This is a genomic window from Colwellia sp. C2M11, assembly GCF_018860915.1.
In the GTDB taxonomy this organism is placed as follows: Bacteria; Pseudomonadota; Gammaproteobacteria; order Enterobacterales; family Alteromonadaceae; genus Colwellia.
Genome location: NZ_JAHKQD010000016.1, coordinates 1 through 23,828, shown reverse-complemented (window position 1 = coordinate 23,828; position 23,828 = coordinate 1). Strand labels below are relative to the sequence as shown.

21 protein-coding genes are annotated in these 23,828 nt (G+C 36.8%); 9 read left to right on the top strand and 12 right to left on the bottom strand.

Annotation, left to right across the window (positions count from 1 at the left end):
• Positions 1–48 precede the first annotated feature (48 nt).
• Positions 49–1,221: a bifunctional tRNA (adenosine(37)-C2)-methyltransferase TrmG/ribosomal RNA large subunit methyltransferase RlmN gene (locus KO509_RS05695; protein WP_215972325.1), complete on the bottom strand. Its 1,173-nt coding sequence runs from the start codon at positions 1,219–1,221 to the stop codon at positions 49–51.
• A gap of 265 nt (positions 1,222–1,486) precedes the next feature.
• Positions 1,487–1,918 (bottom strand): nucleoside-diphosphate kinase, encoded by a 432-nt coding sequence (ndk, locus tag KO509_RS05690; RefSeq protein ID WP_215972324.1) that lies wholly within the window; start codon positions 1,916–1,918, stop codon positions 1,487–1,489.
• Between the two features lie 438 nt (positions 1,919–2,356).
• On the opposite strand from ndk, the gene KO509_RS05685 reads away from it, so the two are divergent.
• The 4 genes from KO509_RS05685 to KO509_RS05670 all read left to right on the top strand — a co-directional run bounded on the left by KO509_RS05685 (position 2,357) and on the right by KO509_RS05670 (position 8,290).
• On the top strand, positions 2,357–3,769 hold the full coding sequence (locus KO509_RS05685; protein ID WP_215972323.1) for a solute carrier family 23 protein: 1,413 nt from the start codon (positions 2,357–2,359) through the stop codon (positions 3,767–3,769).
• 18 nt (positions 3,770–3,787) lie between these two features.
• The gene (locus KO509_RS05680; protein WP_215972322.1) at positions 3,788–5,413 is read left to right on the top strand and encodes an acyl-CoA synthetase; all 1,626 of its coding nucleotides are present in this window, start codon (positions 3,788–3,790) and stop codon (positions 5,411–5,413) included.
• A 139-nt stretch (positions 5,414–5,552) separates the two neighbouring features.
• Positions 5,553–7,565, top strand: coding sequence for a cache domain-containing protein (locus KO509_RS05675; protein ID WP_215972321.1), 2,013 nt, complete (start codon positions 5,553–5,555; stop codon positions 7,563–7,565).
• A 23-nt stretch (positions 7,566–7,588) separates the two neighbouring features.
• Positions 7,589–8,290 carry a response regulator transcription factor gene (locus KO509_RS05670; RefSeq protein ID WP_215972320.1) on the top strand — a complete coding sequence of 234 codons (702 nt, stop codon included), beginning with the start codon at positions 7,589–7,591 and terminating at the stop codon, positions 8,288–8,290.
• Positions 8,291–8,321: 31 nt separating this feature from the next.
• On the opposite strand, the gene KO509_RS05665 is transcribed toward KO509_RS05670, so the two are convergent.
• The 6 genes from KO509_RS05665 to KO509_RS05640 all read right to left on the bottom strand — a co-directional run bounded on the left by KO509_RS05665 (position 8,322) and on the right by KO509_RS05640 (position 14,617).
• A complete protein-coding gene (locus tag KO509_RS05665; RefSeq protein ID WP_215972319.1) occupies positions 8,322–10,010 on the bottom strand; it encodes an NAD-dependent malic enzyme in 1,689 nt (562 codons plus the stop codon).
• A gap of 644 nt (positions 10,011–10,654) precedes the next feature.
• Positions 10,655–10,867: a Fe-S cluster assembly protein IscX gene (iscX, locus tag KO509_RS05660; protein WP_215972318.1), complete on the bottom strand. Its 213-nt coding sequence runs from the start codon at positions 10,865–10,867 to the stop codon at positions 10,655–10,657.
• A gap of 177 nt (positions 10,868–11,044) precedes the next feature.
• On the bottom strand, positions 11,045–12,583 hold the full coding sequence (locus KO509_RS05655) for an aminotransferase class V-fold PLP-dependent enzyme (RefSeq protein WP_215972317.1): 1,539 nt from the start codon (positions 12,581–12,583) through the stop codon (positions 11,045–11,047).
• Between the two features lie 74 nt (positions 12,584–12,657).
• Positions 12,658–13,122, bottom strand: a complete 465-nt coding sequence (locus KO509_RS05650) for an Lrp/AsnC family transcriptional regulator (protein WP_215972316.1) — start codon at positions 13,120–13,122, stop codon at positions 12,658–12,660.
• Between the two features lie 182 nt (positions 13,123–13,304).
• The gene (gene dtd, locus KO509_RS05645) at positions 13,305–13,742 is read right to left on the bottom strand and encodes a D-aminoacyl-tRNA deacylase (RefSeq protein ID WP_215972315.1); all 438 of its coding nucleotides are present in this window, start codon (positions 13,740–13,742) and stop codon (positions 13,305–13,307) included.
• On the bottom strand, positions 13,739–14,617 hold the full coding sequence (locus tag KO509_RS05640; RefSeq protein ID WP_215972314.1) for a virulence factor BrkB family protein: 879 nt from the start codon (positions 14,615–14,617) through the stop codon (positions 13,739–13,741). The genes dtd and KO509_RS05640 overlap by 4 nt, the downstream gene beginning before the upstream one ends.
• A 167-nt stretch (positions 14,618–14,784) precedes the next feature.
• Between KO509_RS05640 and KO509_RS05635 the strand changes: the two genes are divergently transcribed.
• Complete coding sequence (locus tag KO509_RS05635) at positions 14,785–15,009, top strand: hypothetical protein (protein WP_215972313.1); 225 nt, start codon at positions 14,785–14,787, stop codon at positions 15,007–15,009.
• A 90-nt stretch (positions 15,010–15,099) separates the two neighbouring features.
• Here KO509_RS05635 and typA read toward each other — a convergent pair whose 3' ends face one another.
• Positions 15,100–16,917 carry a translational GTPase TypA gene (gene typA, locus KO509_RS05630; protein ID WP_215972312.1) on the bottom strand — a complete coding sequence of 606 codons (1,818 nt, stop codon included), beginning with the start codon at positions 16,915–16,917 and terminating at the stop codon, positions 15,100–15,102.
• A gap of 384 nt (positions 16,918–17,301) precedes the next feature.
• Here typA and glnA point away from each other — a divergent pair, with 384 nt between their 5' ends.
• The 4 genes from glnA to glnG all read left to right on the top strand — a co-directional run bounded on the left by glnA (position 17,302) and on the right by glnG (position 22,054).
• Complete coding sequence (gene glnA / locus KO509_RS05625) at positions 17,302–18,708, top strand: glutamate--ammonia ligase (RefSeq protein WP_215972311.1); 1,407 nt, start codon at positions 17,302–17,304, stop codon at positions 18,706–18,708.
• A gap of 184 nt (positions 18,709–18,892) precedes the next feature.
• Positions 18,893–19,408 (top strand): DUF4124 domain-containing protein, encoded by a 516-nt coding sequence (locus KO509_RS05620; RefSeq protein ID WP_215972310.1) that lies wholly within the window; start codon positions 18,893–18,895, stop codon positions 19,406–19,408.
• A gap of 109 nt (positions 19,409–19,517) precedes the next feature.
• The gene (glnL, locus tag KO509_RS05615) at positions 19,518–20,591 is read left to right on the top strand and encodes a nitrogen regulation protein NR(II) (RefSeq protein ID WP_215972309.1); all 1,074 of its coding nucleotides are present in this window, start codon (positions 19,518–19,520) and stop codon (positions 20,589–20,591) included.
• A gap of 62 nt (positions 20,592–20,653) precedes the next feature.
• Positions 20,654–22,054: a nitrogen regulation protein NR(I) gene (glnG, locus tag KO509_RS05610; RefSeq protein ID WP_215972308.1), complete on the top strand. Its 1,401-nt coding sequence runs from the start codon at positions 20,654–20,656 to the stop codon at positions 22,052–22,054.
• A 4-nt stretch (positions 22,055–22,058) separates the two neighbouring features.
• Here glnG and KO509_RS05605 read toward each other — a convergent pair whose 3' ends face one another.
• The 3 genes from KO509_RS05605 to KO509_RS05595 all read right to left on the bottom strand — a co-directional run.
• A complete protein-coding gene (locus KO509_RS05605) occupies positions 22,059–22,442 on the bottom strand; it encodes a MerC domain-containing protein (protein WP_215972307.1) in 384 nt (127 codons plus the stop codon).
• A gap of 196 nt (positions 22,443–22,638) precedes the next feature.
• On the bottom strand, positions 22,639–23,616 hold the full coding sequence (gene epmA / locus KO509_RS05600) for an elongation factor P--(R)-beta-lysine ligase (protein ID WP_215972306.1): 978 nt from the start codon (positions 23,614–23,616) through the stop codon (positions 22,639–22,641).
• A gap of 122 nt (positions 23,617–23,738) precedes the next feature.
• The coding region (locus tag KO509_RS05595) for a hypothetical protein (RefSeq protein ID WP_215972336.1) at positions 23,739–23,828 on the bottom strand (90 nt) is incomplete at its 5' end.

Genomic DNA, 23,828 nt, shown 5'->3' with positions numbered 1-23,828 from the left:
AAGTTACTTCATTAGTTGTTATGTTAGTAAAGTTTGATAGTAACGCGTTCAGACTATCTTTACCGAGATTTCGTCAGCTTTAGCTTGTTTTTTTTCTATTTGAACATCTTGCAACTCTTGAGTACGTTTTGTTCGGTCTAACACATCGCCAGCTAACTGCCCACAAGCCGCATCAATATCTTCACCACGAGGTCTTCTCGTTATCACAGTTAAACCATAGCTTTGTAGTACTTTATCAAACCTATCTATACGTGAATTACTTGGACGCTTATAAGGAGAACCAGGGTAATGATTAAAAGGAATAAGGTTAATTTTGCTCGGTAGATCCTTTAACACTCGTGCCAAAGCATGCGCTTGCTCTGTTGAGTCATTAACATGATCAAGCATCACATATTCAATAGTTGCTTGTTTGTTAGCTTTTGAGCCTTCAATATAACGAGCGGCCGCAGATATAAACTCTTCTAATGGGTACTTCTTGTTAATTGGCACCAATTCATCACGTAAAGTATTGTCTGGGGCATGTACTGAAATAGCTAATGCACAGTCAATTTTTTCTTTAAGCATATCTAGCGCAGGTACAACACCCGAGGTACTTACCGTAACTCTACGTTTGGAAAGTCCATAGCCTAAATCATTAAGCATAGTATCAAGCGCAGGAATAAGGTTCTTCATGTTAAGTAACGGTTCACCCATTCCCATCATAACAATATTGGTAATCGGGCGCTTTCCTGTAATACGCGTTGCGCCAATATCATTTGCAACACGCCAAACTTGACCAATAATTTCGGCCATCGATAAATTACGATTGAAGCCTTGTTGTGCTGTAGAACAAAAAGTACATTCAAGGGCGCAGCCTACTTGTGATGATACACATAAAGTAGCACGATCATTTTCAGGGATCCATACGGTTTCAATTTCTTGACCGCCTTCTAACACAAGCGCATATTTGATAGTGCCATCGCTAGAAACTTGTTTTTGAGAAATTTCAGGGGATTTTATAATACAATTTCGTTGTAGCTTTTCTCTCAGTTTTTTATTTATATTGGTCATTTGTTCAAAGTCAGAATAACCAAAATGGTAAATCCATTTCATTATTTGATCTGCTCGAAAAGGTTTTTCGCCAATAGAGGCAAAATATTCACGTAGCCCTTGATGGTCCAAATTCAATAAATTTACTTTGGTATTTTCTTTGGCGCTTTCTTTCACGATAGGGTCGCTCATACAACAAACTCTCACAATTTATACTAAAACAGAAAAAAGATAAAACAAGGTTACGAATTGTACGCTTTTCACGCGAAACCCGCAATTTTACCGTAAAGATAAAACACAAAAGGATTTTACTGATTACTCAGTAAAATCCTTTCTAATTTAATTCATTATTTAATCAAGAAAACAAACTCAATATTAATAGACATCACCATGCGTATGTTAATACGAGCGTAAAGCCGACAATAAATACATTGATTTTGCTAAAATTAAAAATGAATTAACGAGTACGTGGGCAGATCTCTTCTTCAGTGAAGAAGTAAGCAATTTCACGTGCTGCAGACTCTAATGCATCACTACCGTGAGCAGCATTTTCATCAATGCTATCAGCAAGATCAGCACGGATAGTACCAGCTAAAGCTTCAGCAGGGTTAGTAGCACCCATGATTTCACGGTTTTTAAGAACAGCGTTTTCGCCTTCTAAAACTTGAACCATTACAGGACCAGAAGTCATAAACTCAACTAAAGCGCCAAAGAAAGGACGTTCGCTATGTTCTGCGTAGAAGCCTTCAGCTTTCTCTTTGCTTAGGTGTAACATTTTTGAAGCAACAATTTTTAGACCTGCAGTTTCAAAACGATTGTAGATTTGACCAATATAGTTTTTAGCAACTGCGTCTGGTTTTACGATAGAAAAAGTACGTTCGATAGCCATGATAAGCCCTTTTAATAGATTTAAATTTTAGTGTAATTAAATAGATATCGGCACAATAGACTGACACCTACAAATTTTGGCGCGATTATAAACCAAGTCACGGTAAATTCCTATATTAACTCGTTAATAATTATTTAGACCGACTAAAATGTTTAATTTTTTTTTGGTCCTTTAGTCGTAAGTAAGGTAAAGACAGAAAATATGCCCCATTTTTTATCTTGGTATTTAAATGCAAATAAAAAAGCACATAAAACAAGCTGTATCCCAAGCCTGTCAGTACCGGAAAAATTTATCCTTAATAAAAATAAAAACAATTAGGCTATTTAGCTAAGCAAATAACATTTTAGCTTGTTACATTTGGTCACATTGTCGAAAAAATTCAGCAATAGTTTCATAGTTCACTGCGCATCAAAATAAAAAACAATAATAGGAATTTTGATGCAACTAATTAAAAGAATTCACGGGGAAGAGCAACCATATTGGCCAGCAGGACCATTTAAAATTAGATTACCTTTTGTACATTACCGCTGGGAATTGCCAGAAATGATACAAGGTTTTTTTATGTTCGTTGTTGGCTTGGCAATGATCCCTTTACTGGAAAGTTATTTAGGTATGCCTTATGAAGCCGCTTTAGCTTTTACTTTTATTGCTGGTATTGGCTATATCTTACCAGGCTTACTTGGTGTACCACTCGTTCCTGGCTGGATAACACCAGCTATTCCAGTGGTATTACTTTATTTAAAAGGTTTTGAACCTGGCCCTGAAGCGATAAGAGCATTATTTGCATTACAAATTGAAGTGACAATCATTTTTCTTATTTTGGGCATCACTCGCCTAGGCTCCACTTTAGTTAATATAATTCCTAATTCTCTCAAGTGCGGCGTAATCATTGGTGCCGGTATGGCGGCTATGATGGGAGAATTAAAGATAGGTGGCCGTATCGATACCACCCCCATCTCATTAATTGTAGGTTCTATCATTTCAGCTTATATATTATTTTCGTTATCTTTTAAAAATGTCATTAATGAAAATGCCCTCGCCCGAAGAATTGCCAACTTTGGTATGGTTCCAGGAATGATCATTGCCATGATTATTGGTTGGCTTGTAGGTGAATATCCGTTACCTGAAATAGAATGGGGCATTACAAGCCCAGATTTTAGCTTAATGTGGCAATACCTCCCCTTTACTGTTGGTTACCCAGATTGGGAAATATTCTTACTCGCTATTCCAACCGCTATCATTGCTTACGTTATCGCTTTTGGCGACATTCTTGTTGGCTTTACCTTAGTTAAACGTGTTGATCACTTGCGTGATGATGAAAAAATTGAAGAGAATGTTGATCGTGTCCATTTGGTTACAGCTATTCGAAATGCGTTACATGCGTTTTTTGCGCCATGGCCAGGTTTAGCAGGGCCAGTATGGACAGCTGCACATGCAACAGTTGCAGAGCGTTACGCTATGGGACGTAAATCGATGGAATCAATTTACAGTGGCGGTGGTACCTTTTGGATAAGCGGCTTATTAGCACTATTGGCATTACCTCTAGTGACATTATTTAAACCTGTTTTACCGATAGCACTCTCTTTAACCTTAGTACTCACAGCCTATATTTGTATCATGGTTGGCATGGAACAACTAAAAAATTCAACCGAACGAGGTGTTGCCGGTATTGTTGCCGTTACTTTAGCCATGCCAGATCCTAAATCTACTATGTATGCGGTGTGTATCGGCATCGTATTATATTTTCTTATTGAGCGCCCGAAGCTTATGGGAAAACATCACAGTAAAGACAATATTATTTTTTCTGACGAAACGCAGGAAGAAATAAGCAAACCAAAGAGTAACACTTAGCAATAGGGGAACAGACAAATGACCACAGCAAACATTTTTGAACAATATTTAGAGCCTAGCGAAGCTAACTATACAGCACTAAGCCCCGTTGCTTTTTTAGAAAGAGCAGCCTTTGTTTATCCAAATAAAACAGCAACCGTTAACGCCGACATTCGCCATTCATGGCTAGAGGTTTTTCAACGATGTACACGTTTTGCAAGTGCGTTATCAAAACGTGGTATTGGCCGAGGTGATACTGTATCGGTTATAGCACCAAACATTAGTGAACATTTTGAAGTACATTTCGGGGTACCAATGTGTGGCGCTGTGCTTAATTCGATCAATACACGCCTAGACGCTGAAGCAATTGCTTTTATACTGACACATGCCGAAACCAAAGTATTAATTACCGACAAGGAGTTTAGCTCGTTGGTCAAAAAAGCATTACGTATGATTCCGCATAAACCGCTAGTGATCGATATTGATGATCCTAACTTTCATGAAGGTCAATTGATTGGCGAGTTAACCTATGATCAATTACTTGAAGAAGGCGACAATACTTTTGAAGCAATACGACCTGACAATGAGTGGGATGCAATCTCGTTAAATTATACTTCAGGCACAACAGGTGATCCTAAAGGGGTTGTTTATCACTACCGTGGTGCCTATCTTAATGCGGTGAGCAATGTTATTTCATGGAATATGGGCGAACACCCAGTGTACTTATGGACGCTACCTATGTTTCATTGTAATGGCTGGTGTTTCCCTTGGTCAATCGCAGCCACCGCCGGCACTAGTATTAGTTTACGGCATGTACGAGCAGAGCCTATATTTGAGTTAATTAAAACCGAACAAGTCGGCTATTTCTGTGGAGCGCCTATTGTATTAAATATGCTAAATAGCGCGGATGATTCATTAAAATCCGACATTAACCATACAGTGAAAGTAATGACGGCTGGTGCGCCACCACCGGCTTCCGTGATTGAAGGAATAGAAGCTTCGGGCTTTAAAGTCACACATACTTATGGGTTAACTGAAACATACGGCCCTTCTGTTGTTTGTGCGTGGCATGATGAATGGAATGATAAAAGCACTGAGCAACAAGCTAAGTTGAAATCTCGCCAAGGAGTTCGCTCCCCCATGCTTGATCAACTGATGGTAGCAGACCCTGACACTTTAGTACCGATGCCTAAAGATGGTAAATCTGTTGGAGAAATATTTATGCGCGGTAACTTGGTAATGAAAGGTTACTTAAAAAATCCTTCCACAACTCAATCTGCTTTCAAAGGTGGTTGGCTCCACTCTGGCGATATAGCGGTATGGCACAGTGACGGATATATTGAAATAAAAGATCGCTCAAAAGATGTCATTATTTCGGGGGGTGAAAACATTTCAAGCGTCGAGGTAGAAGATATCTTATATCGTCACCCTAAAGTGCAAGAAGTTGCCGTGGTAGCCAAGAAAGATGATAGATGGGGAGAAACACCTTGCGCATTCATTACACCAATACCGAATATAGCGATAACAGAGCAAGAAATAGTAACTTTTTGTCGCGATAATATGGCACACTTCAAAACACCAAAGACGATTATCTTTGGTGAGTTACCGAAAACGTCAACAGGTAAAATACAAAAATTTATTTTACGTGAGCAGGCGAATAGGTAATAAGAAAGTCTTTATCCAATAGTAGCTACCCAACCGTCCTTCCGCTACTATTTTGGGCTGGCTTCACGCCAGCCCTTTTTTTATAGTATTTTGTAGCTTCCATTGTCCGATTTAAAAACTCGGTAAATACAGGTGACGAATGTTTCTTAAGCAAAAATTATCCCGTACTTTTTTTTCTGCCATCACCGCTACCTTACTGCTGTTGTTTGTTGGCATTTATTGGTATTCAGTCCCCTTAATTAATAAAGAAGTGTACCAAATTGAAAAAAATGCGAGTCGTCTGGTATTAAATAATATTTTTGAATTAGCCAGCAATATGCAATTAGATTTAAAGCCCCCTAAAAAAGAAGTAGTAGACAGACTGCAACAAATAATAAAAAAAAGTGTGATAGCGAAAACCGGCTATCTTTTCATTTTTGATGAACAAGGCAATATGCTATACCACCCTAACCCCAACATTAATGGTACCAACGCAGTAAAACTTAAAAACACCCATAATGGTAAATATATTTTACAAGAGCTTATATCTGTAGCCGATACAGGAAAAGAACTTGAATATAAATGGGACAAGCCTACTGACGCAAATAATTACAGCCATAATAAAATATCGTTAGTACGTCATTTACCTGAGTTAGGCTGGTATATTTGCTCTTCTGTTTATATCGATGAATTGCAAAGTAGCGGTAAACTTCTAAGCCAACGCATTTTAACCATGGGCTTTATTACCTTTATGTGTGCTATTTTTTTAGCGCTCCTTTTTTCTTCCTGGATAACAAAACCAATTAACACTCTCGCATTAATTGCCAGAAAAGTAAGTCAAGGTGACTTAAATGTCACCAGTGGTATATCACGCAAAGATGAATTAGGCATTTTGGGTAAAGCGTTTGACGATATGGTGCTACAAATGCGTGAAAACATCGAGATGTTAGACTTAAAAGTAGCCTCACGCACCCAAACCCTATCCACCACCAACGCACAACTTCAGCAAGCTATGAGTGAAAGCCAACAAGCACAAAAACAACTAGCCCAAGTACAACACATTAATGCAATAGGACAGCTTGCAGGAGGCTTAGCTCACGATTTTAATAATATACTTACTATTATTTTAGGTAATCTACATGCTGCTAAGCAAGATAATGAACAAAATGAAGCATTATTACAGCATTTACTGCCCGCAATAAAAGCGTCACGTAAGGGGAGCGACATTACTAACCGTTTACTCTCTTTTTCAAGACGACAGTATTTACGCCCTTGTAAAGTGGATATTACCGTACTGATTGATGAAACCATTACGCTGTTAAAAGGATCATTACCTAGTAAAATTACCATAAAGACTCATTATTTAGATAATAATTTGCATGTCTATGTCGATGCTAACCAACTAGAAAATTGCTTAATTAATTTAGTATTAAATGCCAAAGATGCTATGCCAAACGGTGGTGATATAACAATAACAGTCAATAAAAAAACAGTAGAGCATCCTTTACAATTTGATGAAGAAGTTACTTTTGCTGATTACGTTGAAGTTACCATTACAGATGATGGCTCTGGTTTTTCGGAACAAGCAATAAATAAAGCATTCGAACCTTTTTTTACCTCTAAAGAAACGCACCAAGGCTCGGGTCTTGGCCTAAGTACTGTTTTTGGCTTTATTAAACAATCAAAAGGTTATATACGCATTGCTAATCAAAAAGTTAGCGGTGCTAAAATATCACTCTTATTACCCTTACTGATTCATCAGCAAGACGACAAGCTGTCATCTGCCTCTCTCCATGACGATAATGAAAACGTCATAACAACAGACTTTTCCAATAAGCTTGTTTTATTAGTCGAAGATGATAATGATGTTCGTGCTATAATTAGGAAGCAGTTAATAGCATTTGGGCTAAACGTTATCGAGGCAAATGACAGCGACGAAGCTGAGCAGCTAATTGATACTATTGATGATTTATACGGTATGGTTTCAGATATTAGTATGCCGGGCAATAAAGATGGCTTAGAACTAGCTACGCTGTTAAAAACTCGCTCACCTAGCTGTAAAATTGTTCTGATGAGTGGCTATTTTCACCCAGCAACTGAGCCAAATAAAGACATACCGATTTTGTTAAAAAAGCCCTTTGTGGCAAATAAATTATTTCAAGCATTACAATAAAAAGCATCGAGGTAATGACACTTGTGAACACCAAACCATTAATTTATGTTATTGATGATGAACCTGAGATATGTAGCTTAGTTTGCCAAGAGCTTGAACGTTATAACTTTAAAACCCAAGCATTTTGTACTGGAAAAGAAGCCTTATTAGCGATCAGAAAACAGTTACCTTCGCTCTGTATTATTGACCTTGGTTTACCTGATATGGATGGCTTATCATTAGTAAAAGAACTATTCGATGATAAAAAAATTGGCGTGATAATTTTATCCGGTCGCAATAGCTTACCCGATAAAGTATTAGGCTTAGAATTAGGCGCAGATGATTATATTGGTAAACCGTTTGATCCACGAGAGTTAGTAGCGCGGGTAAACAGCATTATTCGTCGACTTGTTGTAAGTGAATTACCTGAGACAACATTGCAAACCGCCAGCTTTGGTGACTGGACCTTTGAACAATCAACCCTTACTTTAGAAAATAATAAGGGCGATAGCTTTATGTTAAGCGCCGCAGAAGCTGAAATATTGATGATATTGCTTAAAGCACCTCGACAGATATTATCACGAGAGCGTTTACTGAGCCTTGATGCAACCTCTTTTGATCGTAGTATAGACGTAAGAATGTCGAGATTAAGAAAGAAGATAGAGCAAGATCATAAACATCCAAAAATCATAAAAACAGTTTACGGTGCTGGTTATATCTTTACCTTAGAAGTCACTTGGCAGTAGACCACTAGCTGCCAAGTCTAACTTTTTTCACTTACAAGCTAATACGCTTATATTGACGATACTCAGGGTTCCAAAAGTTTTGCTCTATTTTTGCCAATAAATCAGCATCAGATAATTCAAGCGCTAAGTCTTGCTCATAAGCAACTTTAGCAATGGCAAAAGCAATCTCTTTACTTAACTGAGCTATTTGAGTTAACGGTGGTAATAATTCACCTTTACCTGTGTTCGCTAACGGTGAAGCAGCTGCCAAAGTTTCACTGGCTACTTGCAACATTTTATCCGTAATTCTACTAATTTTCGCAGAAACAACCCCTAAACCGATACCAGGAAAAATATAACTATTGTTACATTGAGCTACAGGAAAAATCTCGCCTTGATATTCGACAGGATCAAAAGGACTACCTGTTGCAATGATAACTTCGCCATTAGTCCAATTAATCACTTGGCTTGGTGTTGCTTCAACTTGTCTTGACGGGTTACTTAACGGGAAAATAATAGGTTTATTACAGTGCTGTTTCATCGCTTTAATGACTTCTTCGCTAAATAAGCCTGCCTGTCCTGATACACCTATTAAAATATCGGGTTTAGCACCATGCACCACTTCTAAAAGCGTGGCATACTCACCCTCAATATCCCATTGCTCAATAGCAACTTTACTCTGCACTAATTTCTGCTGAAAATCACGTAAGTTATCCATACCTTGCGTTAACAAACCAAACCTATCGACCATATATACTTGGCTTCTTGCTTCTAATGGTGAAATACCTTCAGTGATCATTTGACTGATAATTTGTTCGGCAATACCACATCCAGCAGATCCTGCCCCAACAAAAGCAACATTAAGTTGTGACAACTTAACACCTTTACTTCGACAAGCCGCGAGTAAAGTCCCTACGGTTACTGAGGCTGTACCTTGTATATCATCATTAAAACAACATATTTGATCACGGTATCGGCTTAAAAGCGGCATTGCATTCGGTTGTGCAAAATCTTCAAATTGCAAAAGAACCTGAGGCCAACGACGTTTCACTGCATCTATAAATAACGATAAAAACTCATCATACTCAGTTTGACCAATACGTTTATGACGTGCTCCCATATACATAGGGTCGTCTAATAGTTTTTGATTATTGGTACCAACATCTAACATGACAGGTAAAGTGTAGGCCGGACTAATCCCTCCACAGGCGGTATATAAAGAGAGTTTACCAATTGGAATACCCATTCCGCCAATACCTTGATCACCTAAGCCTAAAATTCGCTCTCCATCAGTAACCACAATTATTTTTACTTTGTTTTTAGTCGCATTTCTTAAAATATCATCAATTTGATATCTATCATCATAAGAAATAAATAAACCACGTGAGCTCCGATAAATATCTGAAAATTGTTCACAAGCGTCACCAACCGTTGGTGTATATATAATAGGCATCATTTCTGCTAAATGATTTTGTACTAATTTAAAAAATAATGTTTCATTATTATCATGTATAGCACGCAGGTATATATGTTTATTAATATTAGTATGGAAAGAACAATACTGTCGATACGCTCTAGCAACTTGCTCATCTATGGTTTCAAAGCGCGGCGGTAATAAACCAGTTAAATTAAAGTTTATACGTTCTTGTGGATCAAAAGCACTGCCTTTATTTAATAGCGGTGTTTCTAATAATGTTGGACCTGCATAGGGGATATATAAAGAGCGCTTACTTTGAGTCATTTCACTTACTGCTTATGTTGAGGTTTATGTTGATGTTTATACTTATTAAATTCAAATTTTACCGTGTGAAGGCTTAAGATATAAAGCATTATTTTTATGAATACTGAAAATACACTAAAATGATATTGATTGCAGCATATAGAATATTTTTAGCTCGGCATAGATGACAATAAATAATACCAGTTTCATTAATTAAGTGAACAATTTTATACGTAGAAAACATTGCCAAATACAAGGCATTTATTTAATAACTAGCTGTTATAATTATTAAATAAATAACGATGTAGTTGGTGATTTTAATGAGTAGAAATGCTCACATAGCTAGGAGATAGGTATAATGGCGAAACTAAGTTGGAGCTCTGCTGATTCACCCAAATATTGCTGAGTAGGGTAAAAGTTACCATACTCAACAAGAGACAGCGTACCGTCAAAGGGAAATCAATAACATTATAAATGACACAACCAACACTTCAAAAATTGTTGCCGCTATATGCCGATAAGGTAATCAGCAGATAAGGATAATAAAAAAGCAATAAGTGAAGAAAATGCTAAATTATGGAATAACAAGAATCCTTTACCACTTATGACTTTAGATTAAGCATATAACTTAATGCTCGCTGAACTAATCAACTGGACTTACCTAATTAATCAGCTTCATCTATCCAAGCTAATTGAATAGCTTCAAGTACACGTTCCCCACAGTGCGCAGGATCATCATTAAAACGCTCAAGATCAAGCACCCATTGACGAAGATCCGTAAAATTTAATGTTAGTGGGTCTACATCAGGATAGAGCTCAATTAAATCAAGCGCAATTTCTAATGAGTCAATCCACTTTAGTCCTGCAGAAGTATTCATGTTTTATCCTATGGGTTATTAACGTGTAAACGAATACTAAAATAATAAATGGAACCAATAATAGTCGACTATCAACATTAAGATAAACCACAGCAAAAGCAAACGTGCTCTTTTGCAATATTTACACTCAGTTTTCCACCATTGCCGTAATTTTAAGATAATAGTGTTTTCTGTCATTTATCGGAAGAATCTTTTTAGCATAGATTTATTGACTCCCGATTCTACAATAGTTTCACCACAATACAACGGTTTAAAACCATTTATTCCAACATAACTTTGTAACTTACCTTCCGAGGTAATATTCTTTTCAAAATCACCTGTTGCAGGGTTAAAACGATATTCTTTCGCCCATTCAGCCATATTGTCAGTTAACTTGTTAATTGACTCAACAACAAACTTTGCTTCTTCATTGCTTGTTGTTGGGTGGAAAGAAGCCCTAATCCAACCTGGCTTCTCACAATAGTTTCCTTCGTCAATTTGTTGGGTAATTTGTTGTGATGTATTTTGATCAACATTGAGTAAAATATGACCATAAGTACCTGCGCATGAGCACCCCCCTCGAGTTTGAATACCAAATTTATCATTAAGTAAACGTACAACTAAATTGTAATGCACATTGGTAATATAAAATGACACTATGGCTAAACGATCTGTAATTGTAGGTTCAAGCATATTTACTTGTTCATTCTTGCTTAGCTCTGACATGACATATTCTGTTAGCTCTTGCTCTCGTTTAGCAATATTATCTGTCCCCATCGCATCTTTTACTTTGATAGCTAACGCGGTACGAATACATTGTAAAAACCCTGGTGTTCCACCATCTTCACGTATTTCAATATTATTGAAAAAGCTATGCTCGCCCCATGGGTTAGTCCAAGTTACTGTACCGCCGCCAGGATGATCAGGAATTTTATTTTTATATAAACTTTTATTAAAAATAAGAACACCAGAGCTCCCAGGTCCACCTAAAAATTTATGTGGCGAAAAGAAGATTGCATCTAACGTTTGTAGCTTATCAACGGGGTGCATATCTATATCTACATAGGGCGCTGAACAAGCAAAATCGACAAAACACAGCCCGCCATGCTTATGCATAATCTCAGCTAACTGATGATAAGGAGTTTTTATACCCGTCACATTTGAACAAGCAGTAAAAGAGCCTATTTTGACCTTGCGATCCTTATATTGCACTAATAACGCTTCTAAATTATCTAAAGAAGGTAAACCATTCTCGTCACTAGCCACAATTTCTAACGTAACATCACATTCATACCAAGTTGTTTGATTTGAGTGATGTTCCATGTGAGTGATAAACACGACTGGCTTATCTTCCTCACTAAAACTGACTTGCTCAGCCATGCGCTCCGGAATTCTCAACCCAAGAATACGCTGAAACTTATTCACAACATCAGTCATTCCTGCACCAGAGGTAATTAAGATATCGTTATCACATGCATTTACATGGCGCTTAATCACTTTTTGTGCGTCATGATACGCCAATGTCATCGTACTACCGGTTAAGTTAGTTTCAGTATGAGTATTGGCAACATAAGGCCCAAGTGTATGGCTAATATAATTTTCTATTGGTTGATATAAACGACCGCTTGCAGTCCAATCAGCATAAATAATTTTTTGCTGTTTTCCATTAATTTCATGCTCAAGGTTTTGGCCTATAATGTGTTGACGAAATTTAGAAAAGTGCTGTTCTAACGACATAATTGTCCCCTGTTCGATTAACCTAAAGTGAGTGTAATCAGTTATAAATAAGCAAGAGACTGGTAAACTAATCTTTAAGATATCACCAATGGTAATTCTGTAGAGCGCTTAATCTCTTCCATGGCAAAACTAGAGGTAACATCGGTCAAGCTAGTCGCTCGAATAAAACGCTGATAAAAAGCATCATAACTAGCAATATCTTTAACCACGACACGTAGTAAATAATCATATTCACCACTCATGCGATAAAAATCAACCACTTCGGGAAAAGCTGATACAGTTTTAGAAAACTGCGCCAACCAATCGCTATCATGCTTGCTGGTTTTTACTTGCACAAAAACCGACACGCTTAGATCTAATAACTTAGCATCAAGCAAGGCGACTTTACGTTTAATAATTCCACTTTTCTCTAGTTTTTGTAGACGACGCCAGCATGGAGTTTTAGTTAATCCAACACGCTTAGCTAATTCATCAATCGCAATACTAACATCACGCTGAAGAATAGCAATAAGCCGCAAATCTATATCATTTAAGTGCATTTTGTACTACTTATTGTAATTATTTTAGAACAAAATAACCCAAGAGTATTGTGAAATCAAATTTAGAGAAAAGTTATGCCTAAAAAAGGCCTTTATGAGAAATACAATTTTCCTAAAAATCGTAAAAAAATATCAAAATTCATCATTTTTTATAAAAATTAATGACTGAAGACCATGAAAAATTAAATGGTTAACGTAAATGTTACTGGACCATCATTTAATAATTGCACTTTCATATCTGCGCCAAATTCACCTGTTGGTACGCTAAAACCTTTATCACGTAGCTGCTGACAAAAGAATTGATAAAGGCTCTTACTAAAGTCAGGCTTAGCTGCTGAAGTAAAGCTTGGTCGCATACCACTACTGGTATCTGCCGCTAAAGTAAATTGCGAGACAACTAAGATCTCGCCATTTGCTTGTTTGACATTCAAGTTCATTTTTCCATTTTCATCATTGAAAATCCGATAACCAGCAACTCGCTCGGCAAGACGTTTAGCTTTTGCTTGGGAATCTTCAGGCTCAACAGCTAAAAATACCAGTAAACCTTGGCCTATTTCACCTATTACTTCATTGTCAACGGTAACACTTGCTGAGCTTACTCTTTGAATTAGCGCAATCATATTTGTGGGTTTTCCAATTCATTTTCTAGTTCGTATTCTTGTAACGACACTGTAATTACAGCGCCACCTAGTACAATTAGCCAAGATAAATATACCCATAAAAACAGAATAGGTACTATAGCTAACGCACCATATATTGCTTGATAAGAGGGAAATGCAGCTAAATATTCTGCAAATATTTTTTTAGCAAATTCAAATAAAATAGCCGCAACTAAAGCACCGAAAAAAGCATATTTAAATGGTACTGCTTTATTAGGCACTAACATATATAAAAGTACAAAAGCTGACATAGAAGACAAAATAGGTAATAACCTAAAAAGCTGATCAGTGATACCAAAATCATCCTCAACACCTATTGCTACTAAGGATACAATATAAGAAGAAATAGCAATGCTAGCCCCCACTAAAAGTGGCCCTAATGTCAGTATCATCCAATACATAGAAAAGGAGGTGATAACACGGCGCTTTTGCGTTACTTGCCAAATATTATTGAACGTTTTATCAATAGAAGAAATCAGTAATAAGGCAACAACAAATAAAAAAGAGATCGCCACGGCTGACATTTTAGAAGCATTAGCTACAAATGACGCTAAATATTCTTGCACTACCCCGCTAGCTGCTGGTACAAAGTTGTCAAAAACTAATTGCTCAACACTTTTATGAATATCGGCAAAAATAGGAAATGCCGTTGCCACTGATAAGGCAACCACCATCAAAGGAACCAGCGACATCAAACTAACATAAGAAAGATGGCCGGCAACCACAGGTAATTGTGCTTGTTTGATACGCTTTAATAAATACTTAAAAAACGATAAATAATATCGCCAAGGTAGTGACTGTTTTACTTTTTCAAAAAATATGTATACGGAACTCATATATATACCAATAGGCTAATTTTTTACTCATTTTAGTAGATATGAGTAAGCTTAAAATAAACAAAACCATTTAATCATAGTTATTCTATATTTCATTAATTTACTGATTTTTTAATAGTAAATATTATATTATGATATCAGTAACTAATTTACTAGCAAGGTGTGTTATGTCAAAGCAAGGTTCTGGTGGCAATGTTATTGCTGCAATTTGTAATATCTTTTTTCCAGGTCTAGGCCAATTAGTACAAGGAAGACTTTTACCGGCAATTATATTCGCTATTGTTTGTGTTGGTGGGTATGCGCTGTGGTGGCTTATTATTCCTGCAATTATAGCCGCTATATTTCACTTATACTCTATTCTTGATGCTGCGACATTTAACAGTAATGGTTAATCAGCATTCATAATGTATTGATATTTTTCTAACAAAAAGGCCGATTGATTTAGCATCAATCGGCCTTTTTAGGTTAACTTAAGTAATTAATTACTTACCTGAACGACCTTCACGTTTACGATCATTCTCTTTTAAGAACTTTTTACGTATACGAATGCTTTCTGGTGTTACTTCTACTAATTCATCATTATCGATAAATTCTAATGCTTGCTCTAACGACATAATGATAGGCGGCGTTAATGTTTGTGCTTCATCAGTACCTGAAGAACGAACGTTAGTTAACTGCTTACCTTTAAGGGCGTTTACAGTTAAATCGTTATCACGACTATGAATACCAATAACTTGACCTTCATAAATATCAATACCGTGACCAATTAACATACGACCACGAGACTGTAAGTTAAAGATAGCGTTAGTTAATGCTTTACCGGTAGCATTAGCAATCATTACACCATTTTTACGTTGACCAATTTCGCCACCTTTATGAGGTCCGTATTCAAAGAATGTATGATAAATTAAACCTGAACCCGATGTTAATGTCATGAATTCAGTTTGGAAACCAATTAAACCACGACTTGGCATAATGAAATCCATACGAATACGACCAGTACCATCTGGTGCCATATCCGTTAATTCAGCTTTACGAACACCCATTCTTTCCATGATAGGACCTTGATGCTGTTCTTCAACATCAATAGTAACTGTTTCGTATGGTTCTTCTAATACACCATTTACTTCACGAATAATAACTTCTGGACGAGACACTGCTAGCTCAAAACCTTCACGGCGCATGTTTTCAATTAAAATACCTAAATGAAGCTCACCACGACCTGATACTTTAAATTTATCTGCATCTTCTAATTGCTCAACACGTAATGCAACGTTATGAATTAATTCTTTATCTAAACGATCTTTAATATTACGTGACGTTACAAATTTACCTTCTTTACCACAAAATGGTGAAGTGTTAACTTGGAAAGTCATGTTGATCGTAGGTTCATCAACTGATAATGCTGGTAAACCTTCAACAGAAGTAGGACAACAAATCGTATCTGAGATTTTTAATTCACCTAAACCTGTAATCGCAATAATGTCACCTGCAAAACCTTCTGCAACATCAAGACGTTCAAGTCCTAAGTAACCAAATACCTTGCCAACTTTAGCGTTATGTACGCCACCATTTGCCAATTTAATAGTTACTTGTTGATTTGGTTTAACAGAACCACGCGTAATACGACCAACACCAATTACACCTAAATATGAGCTGTAATCAAGTTGAGAAATTTGCATTTGAAATGGACCATCAGGATCAACTTCTGGTGAAGGCACTTCTTTAAGAATAGTATCAAACAATGGCGTCATATCTGTGCCAGTTTCACCTTCTTCAAGTGTAGCCCAACCATTAATTGCTGAAGCATAAACAACTTTAAAATCTAATTGTTCGTCTGTAGCACCAAGGTTGTCAAACAATTCAAAAACTTGATCCATAACCCAATCAGGTCGAGAGCCAGGCTTATCAACTTTATTGATAACAACAATTGGTTTTAAACCTTGAGCAAACGCTTTTTTCGTTACGAAACGCGTTTGTGGCATAGGACCTTCTTGCGCATCAACAATAAGTAAAACTGAATCTACCATTGACATTACACGTTCAACTTCACCACCAAAATCGGCATGGCCCGGAGTATCAACGATATTTACACGGTAACCGTTCCAGTTAATAGCCGTGTTTTTAGCTAAGATTGTGATACCACGTTCTTTTTCGATATCATTTGAATCCATTGTACGTTCTTCTAGGCCACCACGTACATCTAATGTACCTGATTGCTCTAATAACTTATCGACTAAAGTCGTTTTTCCGTGGTCAACGTGAGCAATAATTGCCACATTTCTTAATTTATCTAACACAGGCGTCTCGCTGTTTTATTATTATTTAATACCACAACAATACGCGGGGCTTAAATAACTAAGGCTTTAATTGGGCGCGTATTATACAGTTTTTTTATATTAAAAGATATTTTTTATGATAAACCTACTTTGTGACTGATTTGTGTCAAAATGGTACAAATAGTACATGAAAATTGCTCAAAATAAGATATAGTGGCTTTCGAACTAGTATTTTGCACCACAAAGATCCCACAACGCACTACAACCGTGCAAAGCGTTTTTTGTAAACTTTCTAAATCATTGTTTTGATTATGATTTATTATTGGCACAATATTAGCTTGTATATGTCAAAACTTTGGTTTGCATCAAAAGAAATTTAAAACTAACCCTCACTGGAGAGACAAAATGTCACAAGCAGTATTCGATTTAATTAAAGAACATGACGTCAAGTTTATTGACCTTCGTTTTACCGATACTAAAGGTAAAGAACAACATGTTTCTATCCCTCATCATCAAGTAACCGAAGATTTTTTTGAAGACGGTAAAATGTTCGATGGTTCTTCAATTCAAGGTTGGAAAGGAATTAACAAATCTGACATGGTATTAATGCCTGATGCAGATTCTGCTGTGTTAGACCCGTTTGCGGACGCTGTTACATTAAACATTCGTTGTGATGTAGTAGAACCAGATACAATGCAAGGTTACAGCCGTGACCCTCGCTCTGTAGCGAAACGTGCTGAAGAATACTTACGTTCTACCGGTATCGCTGATACTGTATTAATTGGTCCTGAGCCAGAATTCTTCTTATTTGATGACGTACGTTTCCACACTGATATCAGTGGTTCTTTCTTTAAAGTTGACGATAAAGAAGCATGTTGGAATTCAGGTACTGAATATGAAGAAGGTAACATGGGACATCGTCCTGGCCTTAAAGGCGGTTACTTCCCAGTTTCTCCAGTAGATTCTTCACAAGATATTCGTTCTGCTATGTGTTTAGTAATGGAAGATATGGGCTTAGTTGTTGAAGCGCATCACCATGAAGTAGCAACTGCTGGTCAAAACGAAATCGCTTGTCGTTTTAATACTATGGTATTAAAGGCTGATGAAGTACAAGTATATAAGTATGTTGTTCATAACGTTGCTCATGCTTACGGTAAAACAGCAACATTTATGCCGAAGCCATTAGTTGGTGATAACGGCTCTGGTATGCACGTTCATCAATCTCTTGCTAAAGATGGTGTTAACTTATTCTCTGGTGATAAATACGGTGGATTGTCTGAAATGGCTCTTTACTACATTGGTGGTATCATCAAGCATGCTAAAGCACTTAATGCATTTACTAACCCTGCAACTAACTCATACAAACGTTTAGTTCCACATTTTGAAGCACCTATTATGCTAGCGTACTCAGCGGCTAACCGTTCAGCTTCAATTCGTATCCCAGTAGTTCCAACACCAAAAGCAACACGTATCGAAGTTCGTTTCCCTGATCCAGCAGCTAACCCTTACTTAGCATTCTCTGCTATGTTAATGGCTGGTCTTGACGGTATCAAAAACAAGATCCACCCTGGTGATGCTATGGATAAAGATCTGTATGACCTTCCAGCTGAAGAAGCAGCAGCAATACCACAAGTTGCAACATCATTAACTGAAGCATTAGATGCTTTAGCTGAAGATAACGAATTCTTAACTGCTGGTGGCGTTATGGATATCGATATGATCAATGCTTACATTGACCTTAAACGTGCTGATTGTGAGTTATTAAATACTTCAACTCACCCAGTAGAATTTGGTATGTACTACAGCGTTTAAGCCCTAGTAGTTATACTTTTAGAGCCTTGGCTTTAAATCAAAAAGCTCACTTCGGTGAGCTTTTTTGTGCTCAAAATATTTATAGTAGTAAAGTTACAAGTTTTTGTATAAATTATAACTACTGATGCCTCACATTATCGTGTGTTTGGATATATCTAAAGGAACAAGATATACTTGATAAATTATGATTAAATTTTTATTACTAATATTACTTATATCCATAATTGCGCCGGTAAACGCGAGTACCACTAAAATATATCTTTGGCGTAATGAAGCTGGCCAACTAGTCTACTCAGACACCCCTTCACCTGGCGCAGAAGAAGTAAAAACTAATCCAGGCCATGTTATTGAATCATCTAGTTCGATAGATATACAACTACTTGATATTCAAAAAGAGATAGTACCTGAAGATTATCAAATCATTATTAATCACCCTAAAAATCATGACACAATTCGTGATAATACCGGCTCTATCCTTATTAGCGCTATGATACAACCAAGATTTAAACGTGGTTTAAAAGTACAACTAATTTTAGACGGTGAAGCTTATCAAACTCCCCAAAATCACACTCAATTCTCTCTTAGAAATATTGATCGCGGTGAACACCAAATAAAAATGCAAGTATTTAACGAAGAAGGCAAGGTAATTGCATTATCTGACCCTATAACGTTTTATATGCATCGAGCATCTATTAATTAGTGAAAATTAGCACTAAATAGCCGTATTTAGCCCTGCAAATAAAACCTTTCTAGAATATACTAAATTTAAAGCACCAAATCAGTGCACCCCAGTATAAGTATGAGACTTTATGTTGCACACAAGACAAGATATCCAACGACTTAAATTAAGTTACCAACAAACACTCGCGAATCAGTTAGTGACTGCGGTACTAATACTCGACCAAAAATTAAATATTTGTTACTTAAATCCTGCGGCTGAAGCCTTGTTAATAAAAAGTTTGTATAAACTATATGGCAGCCCTTTTGATTTAATTTTCGAAAATACGTCAATAACTAAATCACGTTTAGAACAGCTGCTCACGACAGGGCAAGAATTTACTGATAGCGAAATAGTGATAGAGTTTAATAAAACTCACCGCTTCACCGCAGAAGTAACCGCGTCGTCAGTAGAGTTTTATCGCATTCCTCACATTCTGATTGAGTTCAAACAAATTGACCAACAAAAACAAATCAGCCTTGAAATATTTCAACAGCAGCAATGGATTGCTGCTCGTGACTTAATTAAGGGGTTAGCACATGAAATTAAAAACCCACTTGGCGGTCTTCGTGGTGCTGCTCAACTGTTAAATAAAGAGCTTGATGAAGAGCAACAAGAATACACTGCCATGATCATAGAGCAAGCTGACAGGTTAACTAACTTAGTTGATCGGCTATTAGGTCCAAATCAATTACCACAAGTTAAAAGCTATAATATTCATTCTGTGCTAGAGAAAGTATGCCAAGTGGTTAATTTTTCAAGTGAGCAAGAAATAGAATTAAAACGTGATTATGATCCCTCAATTCCTAACATAGAATGTGATCAAGAAAAAATACAGCAAGCAGTATTAAACATTGTTAATAATGCTATTCAAGCAATAAGCCCCGAAAATAAAATTACCCTAAAAACACGAATAGCCAGTAATGCAACTATTAATGGTAAACAAATAAAATTAGCGGTAAAAATTAGCATTATTGATGATGGGCCAGGTATTCCTGAAAAAATACAAGACACTTTATTTTACCCTATGGTATCCGGTCGCTCAAATGGAACCGGTTTAGGTTTATCTATTTCACAAACTTTAATAAATCAACACCAAGGCAAGCTCTCTTGCCGAAGTCGTCCTGGGCATACAGAGTTTATAATTCTTCTCCCCTTAAGCTGAGACTAAGTTTTTATTAGGACGCTACTAACACAACTTTAAAAATTAACGCAAGAGAATACACAATGATCACTGAACAAGTATGGATAGTTGATGACGACAGCTCAATTCGCTGGGTTTTAGAAAAAGCCTTTACTAAAGCTAATATTAGTACGGCTTCATTTGAAAGCGCTAGTAATTTATTAATAGCGCTCGATCATGATCAACCTGAGGTTATTATATCTGATATAAGGATGCCTGATATCGACGGTATGACCCTACTTAATACTATTAGTAAGGATCACCCACATATCCCGGTTATCATCATGACGGCTCACTCTGATCTAGATAGTGCAGTTAATGCCTATCAAGGTGGGGCTTTCGAATATTTACCTAAACCTTTTGATATGGATGAAGCCGTTACTCTAGCAAAACGGGCACTAACCCATGCACAAGAGCAAAATGCAAAAAATCAACAAAATGATGTGACCCCGCTTACGGCAGGGTTAATTGGTGAAGCACCAGCAATGCAGGAAGTATTCCGAGCTATTGGTCGCTTATCACGCTCAAGTATCAGTGTGCTAATTAATGGTGAGTCAGGCACAGGTAAAGAATTAGTTGCTCACGCTTTGCATTCTCATAGCCCTCGTTCTCAAGCTCCCTTTATTCCTTTAAATATGGCTGCTATACCTAAAGATCTTATTGAGTCTGAGCTATTTGGTCATGAAAAAGGCGCATTCACCGGAGCCAATTCTGTGCGTCAAGGAAGGTTTGAGCAAGCACATGGTGGGACTTTATTTCTTGATGAAATTGGTGATATGCCACTGGAAATTCAAACCCGTTTGTTACGCGTACTATCAGATGGTCAATTCTACCGCGTTGGTGGGCATTCACCAGTCCAGGTTGATGTACGTATTATCGCCGCAACTCATCAAAACTTAGAGGATCGTGTTAATAGCAATGAATTTAGAGAAGATTTATTTCATCGCCTTAATGTAATTCGTATTCAGCTTCCTAGCTTACGAGAAAGAAAGGAAGATATAGTCCAACTAAGTCAACACTTTCTCAAACAAGCTGCCAACGAACTGAGCGTTGAACCTAAAACCATCAGCAAGAAAGCAGCAGCATTCTTAGAGCAATTTCAATGGCCTGGCAATGTAAGACAACTCGAAAATATTTGTCGATTTCTTACGGTAATGGCCAGTGGTCAGGAAATACTATTAGAAGATTTGCCAAGCGAGCTTACTGAAAAAACAGTACCAACAAACAGCAATAACACATCATGGCAATCAGCACTTAGCGATTGGATGGATCAAGAATTAGCACAAGGAAGTAATGCAATATTAGAAGTAGCTATGCCTGAATTTGAAAAAATAATGTTAGAGCGTGCGTTGATATTTACTCAAGGCCACAAACAAGATGCAGCCAAGAAATTAGGTTGGGGAAGAAATACATTAACCAGAAAACTAAAAGAATTAGATTTATAAGTAATTAAGGAGGGCTACATGTCTCATCGTCACATTGCTTACAATTATTACATAACTTAAGGTTAATAAAATGTGCGGCGATGATTAGGCTTGCGCCACCCGTAATAAAATAGATTTCTAATGCTTCCGAAAAATCATGTTTTATCCAATAAAGAGCAATACCTAAATAGAGCAAGTAAAAGGGGTATAATCGTCTATGATAACGTTTAAACCCCGAAAACAAGGCTATTGTTCCTAAAGCAGCAGTCATTAGTAAAAAGACATGCTCCCAAGTATGATCAGCTAAAAAGCTCAAACCTAATAATGGTAAAATGGGCAGTAAAATAGGCAAAAGTATGCAATGTAATGCACATAATGAAGTTGCTGTAATACCTATTCGATCTAACATGGTTTTTCACTTTTCAAATAAAACATAAACAATACTAACGTTCATACATTGCTGTCTATAAGAGTCAGACGACACTATGGTATAGAAAACTATTTCCCACAAATATTACACTGATGAACAATACGGTAACTCACTTTACTATAATACCACGATTGATATGTTATAACATTAATAAAATTACTCTGATGATAAATTACTAAGCACTCCCTATGGGAAAAGTTATCACTTGTTCAATATGCTCTATCTTCAAAGCCAACATAATTAAGCGATCAACACCTAATGCGACACCTGCACATTGAGGTAAACCATGTGATAATGCAGAAATAAAATTTTCATCAATAACTTTCTCTGGCAAGCTTAACACTGCTCTTTTTTTATTATCTTCTTGAAAACGTTGGACTTGAGTTTCATGACTGGTTAACTCATTAAAACCGTTCACTAATTCTATCCCTTGATAATAACATTCAAAACGTTGTGCCACCCTATTATCATCAGGACATAATTTAGCTAAAGATGCTTGTGAGCTTGGAAAATTATAAACAAAACACGGCTCATTTTGTCCTATTACTGGCTCAATTATTTCACAAAAAATAAACTGTAGTAAAATATCATTGTCATCTTCATTTACTAACCAATCGCTTAATTTATTATTACGACTAATGACCGTAAGTAAATCATCACGAGAAGCAGTTAATGGGTCAAGAGCGGTATATTCAATGAATAACTCTTGATACGTTTTCTTGATAGGCTCAGCACAGTGCAAAGTCGTTTTTAACAACTCTCCTACTTCAGCCATTAGGTCAAAGTGATCAAAATTAATTCGATACCATTCCAGTAAAGTAAATTCTGGATTATGATATTTACCAAATGCTTCATGACGAAATGCTTTAGCTATTTGAAAAATACAACCATAACCAGAAGCTAATAAACGCTTCATGTGAAACTCTGGAGACGTTTGCAAATACAAAGGAATTGCTTGATTTATAGGACTGTCAGCAAGGAAGTTGTAACGGCAACTTAATCCCTCTAAATGTACATCAGTAACCGTTGCTTGAGATAAAGAAGGTGTTTCCACTTCAAGAACATTACGTTCTGCAAAAAAATTCCTGATTTGCTGTAATATCTTTGCACGTTTTTGTGCATTCTCCCAAGAGAGAGTTGACTGCCAAGACATGATGATCCTTTATTAGCTTTTATATTTTTTTTTTTAAATAAAAAAGGCCGCAGAAGCGACCTTTTTTATTCATTAACCTTTTGTGTTCGCTAACCAATAGGCTAACTACAATAAAGTGTTAATTACTCGATGATTGCAGATACAACACCAGCACCAACAGTACGACCACCTTCACGGATTGCGAAGCGTAAACCTTCGTCCATCGCTACTGG

Bases quoted from the DNA above. Each gene is read 5' to 3' on its own strand.
- KO509_RS05695 (WP_215972325.1), bottom strand. From the start codon at position 1,221: ATGAGCGACCCTATCGTGAAAGAAAGCGCCAAAGAAAATACCAAAGTA.
- ndk (WP_215972324.1), bottom strand. From the start codon at position 1,918: ATGGCTATCGAACGTACTTTTTCTATCGTAAAACCAGACGCAGTTGCT.
- KO509_RS05685 (WP_215972323.1), top strand. From the start codon at position 2,357: ATGCAACTAATTAAAAGAATTCACGGGGAAGAGCAACCATATTGGCCA.
- KO509_RS05680 (WP_215972322.1), top strand. From the start codon at position 3,788: ATGACCACAGCAAACATTTTTGAACAATATTTAGAGCCTAGCGAAGCT.
- KO509_RS05675 (WP_215972321.1), top strand. From the start codon at position 5,553: ATGTTTCTTAAGCAAAAATTATCCCGTACTTTTTTTTCTGCCATCACC.
- KO509_RS05665 (WP_215972319.1), bottom strand. From the start codon at position 10,010: ATGACTCAAAGTAAGCGCTCTTTATATATCCCCTATGCAGGTCCAACA.
- iscX (WP_215972318.1), bottom strand. From the start codon at position 10,867: ATGAATACTTCTGCAGGACTAAAGTGGATTGACTCATTAGAAATTGCG.
- KO509_RS05655 (WP_215972317.1), bottom strand. From the start codon at position 12,583: ATGTCGTTAGAACAGCACTTTTCTAAATTTCGTCAACACATTATAGGC.
- KO509_RS05650 (WP_215972316.1), bottom strand. From the start codon at position 13,122: ATGCACTTAAATGATATAGATTTGCGGCTTATTGCTATTCTTCAGCGT.
- dtd (WP_215972315.1), bottom strand. From the start codon at position 13,742: ATGATTGCGCTAATTCAAAGAGTAAGCTCAGCAAGTGTTACCGTTGAC.
- KO509_RS05640 (WP_215972314.1), bottom strand. From the start codon at position 14,617: ATGAGTTCCGTATACATATTTTTTGAAAAAGTAAAACAGTCACTACCT.
- KO509_RS05635 (WP_215972313.1), top strand. From the start codon at position 14,785: ATGTCAAAGCAAGGTTCTGGTGGCAATGTTATTGCTGCAATTTGTAAT.
- glnA (WP_215972311.1), top strand. From the start codon at position 17,302: ATGTCACAAGCAGTATTCGATTTAATTAAAGAACATGACGTCAAGTTT.
- KO509_RS05620 (WP_215972310.1), top strand. From the start codon at position 18,893: ATGATTAAATTTTTATTACTAATATTACTTATATCCATAATTGCGCCG.
- glnL (WP_215972309.1), top strand. From the start codon at position 19,518: ATGTTGCACACAAGACAAGATATCCAACGACTTAAATTAAGTTACCAA.
- glnG (WP_215972308.1), top strand. From the start codon at position 20,654: ATGATCACTGAACAAGTATGGATAGTTGATGACGACAGCTCAATTCGC.
- KO509_RS05605 (WP_215972307.1), bottom strand. From the start codon at position 22,442: ATGTTAGATCGAATAGGTATTACAGCAACTTCATTATGTGCATTACAT.
- epmA (WP_215972306.1), bottom strand. From the start codon at position 23,616: ATGTCTTGGCAGTCAACTCTCTCTTGGGAGAATGCACAAAAACGTGCA.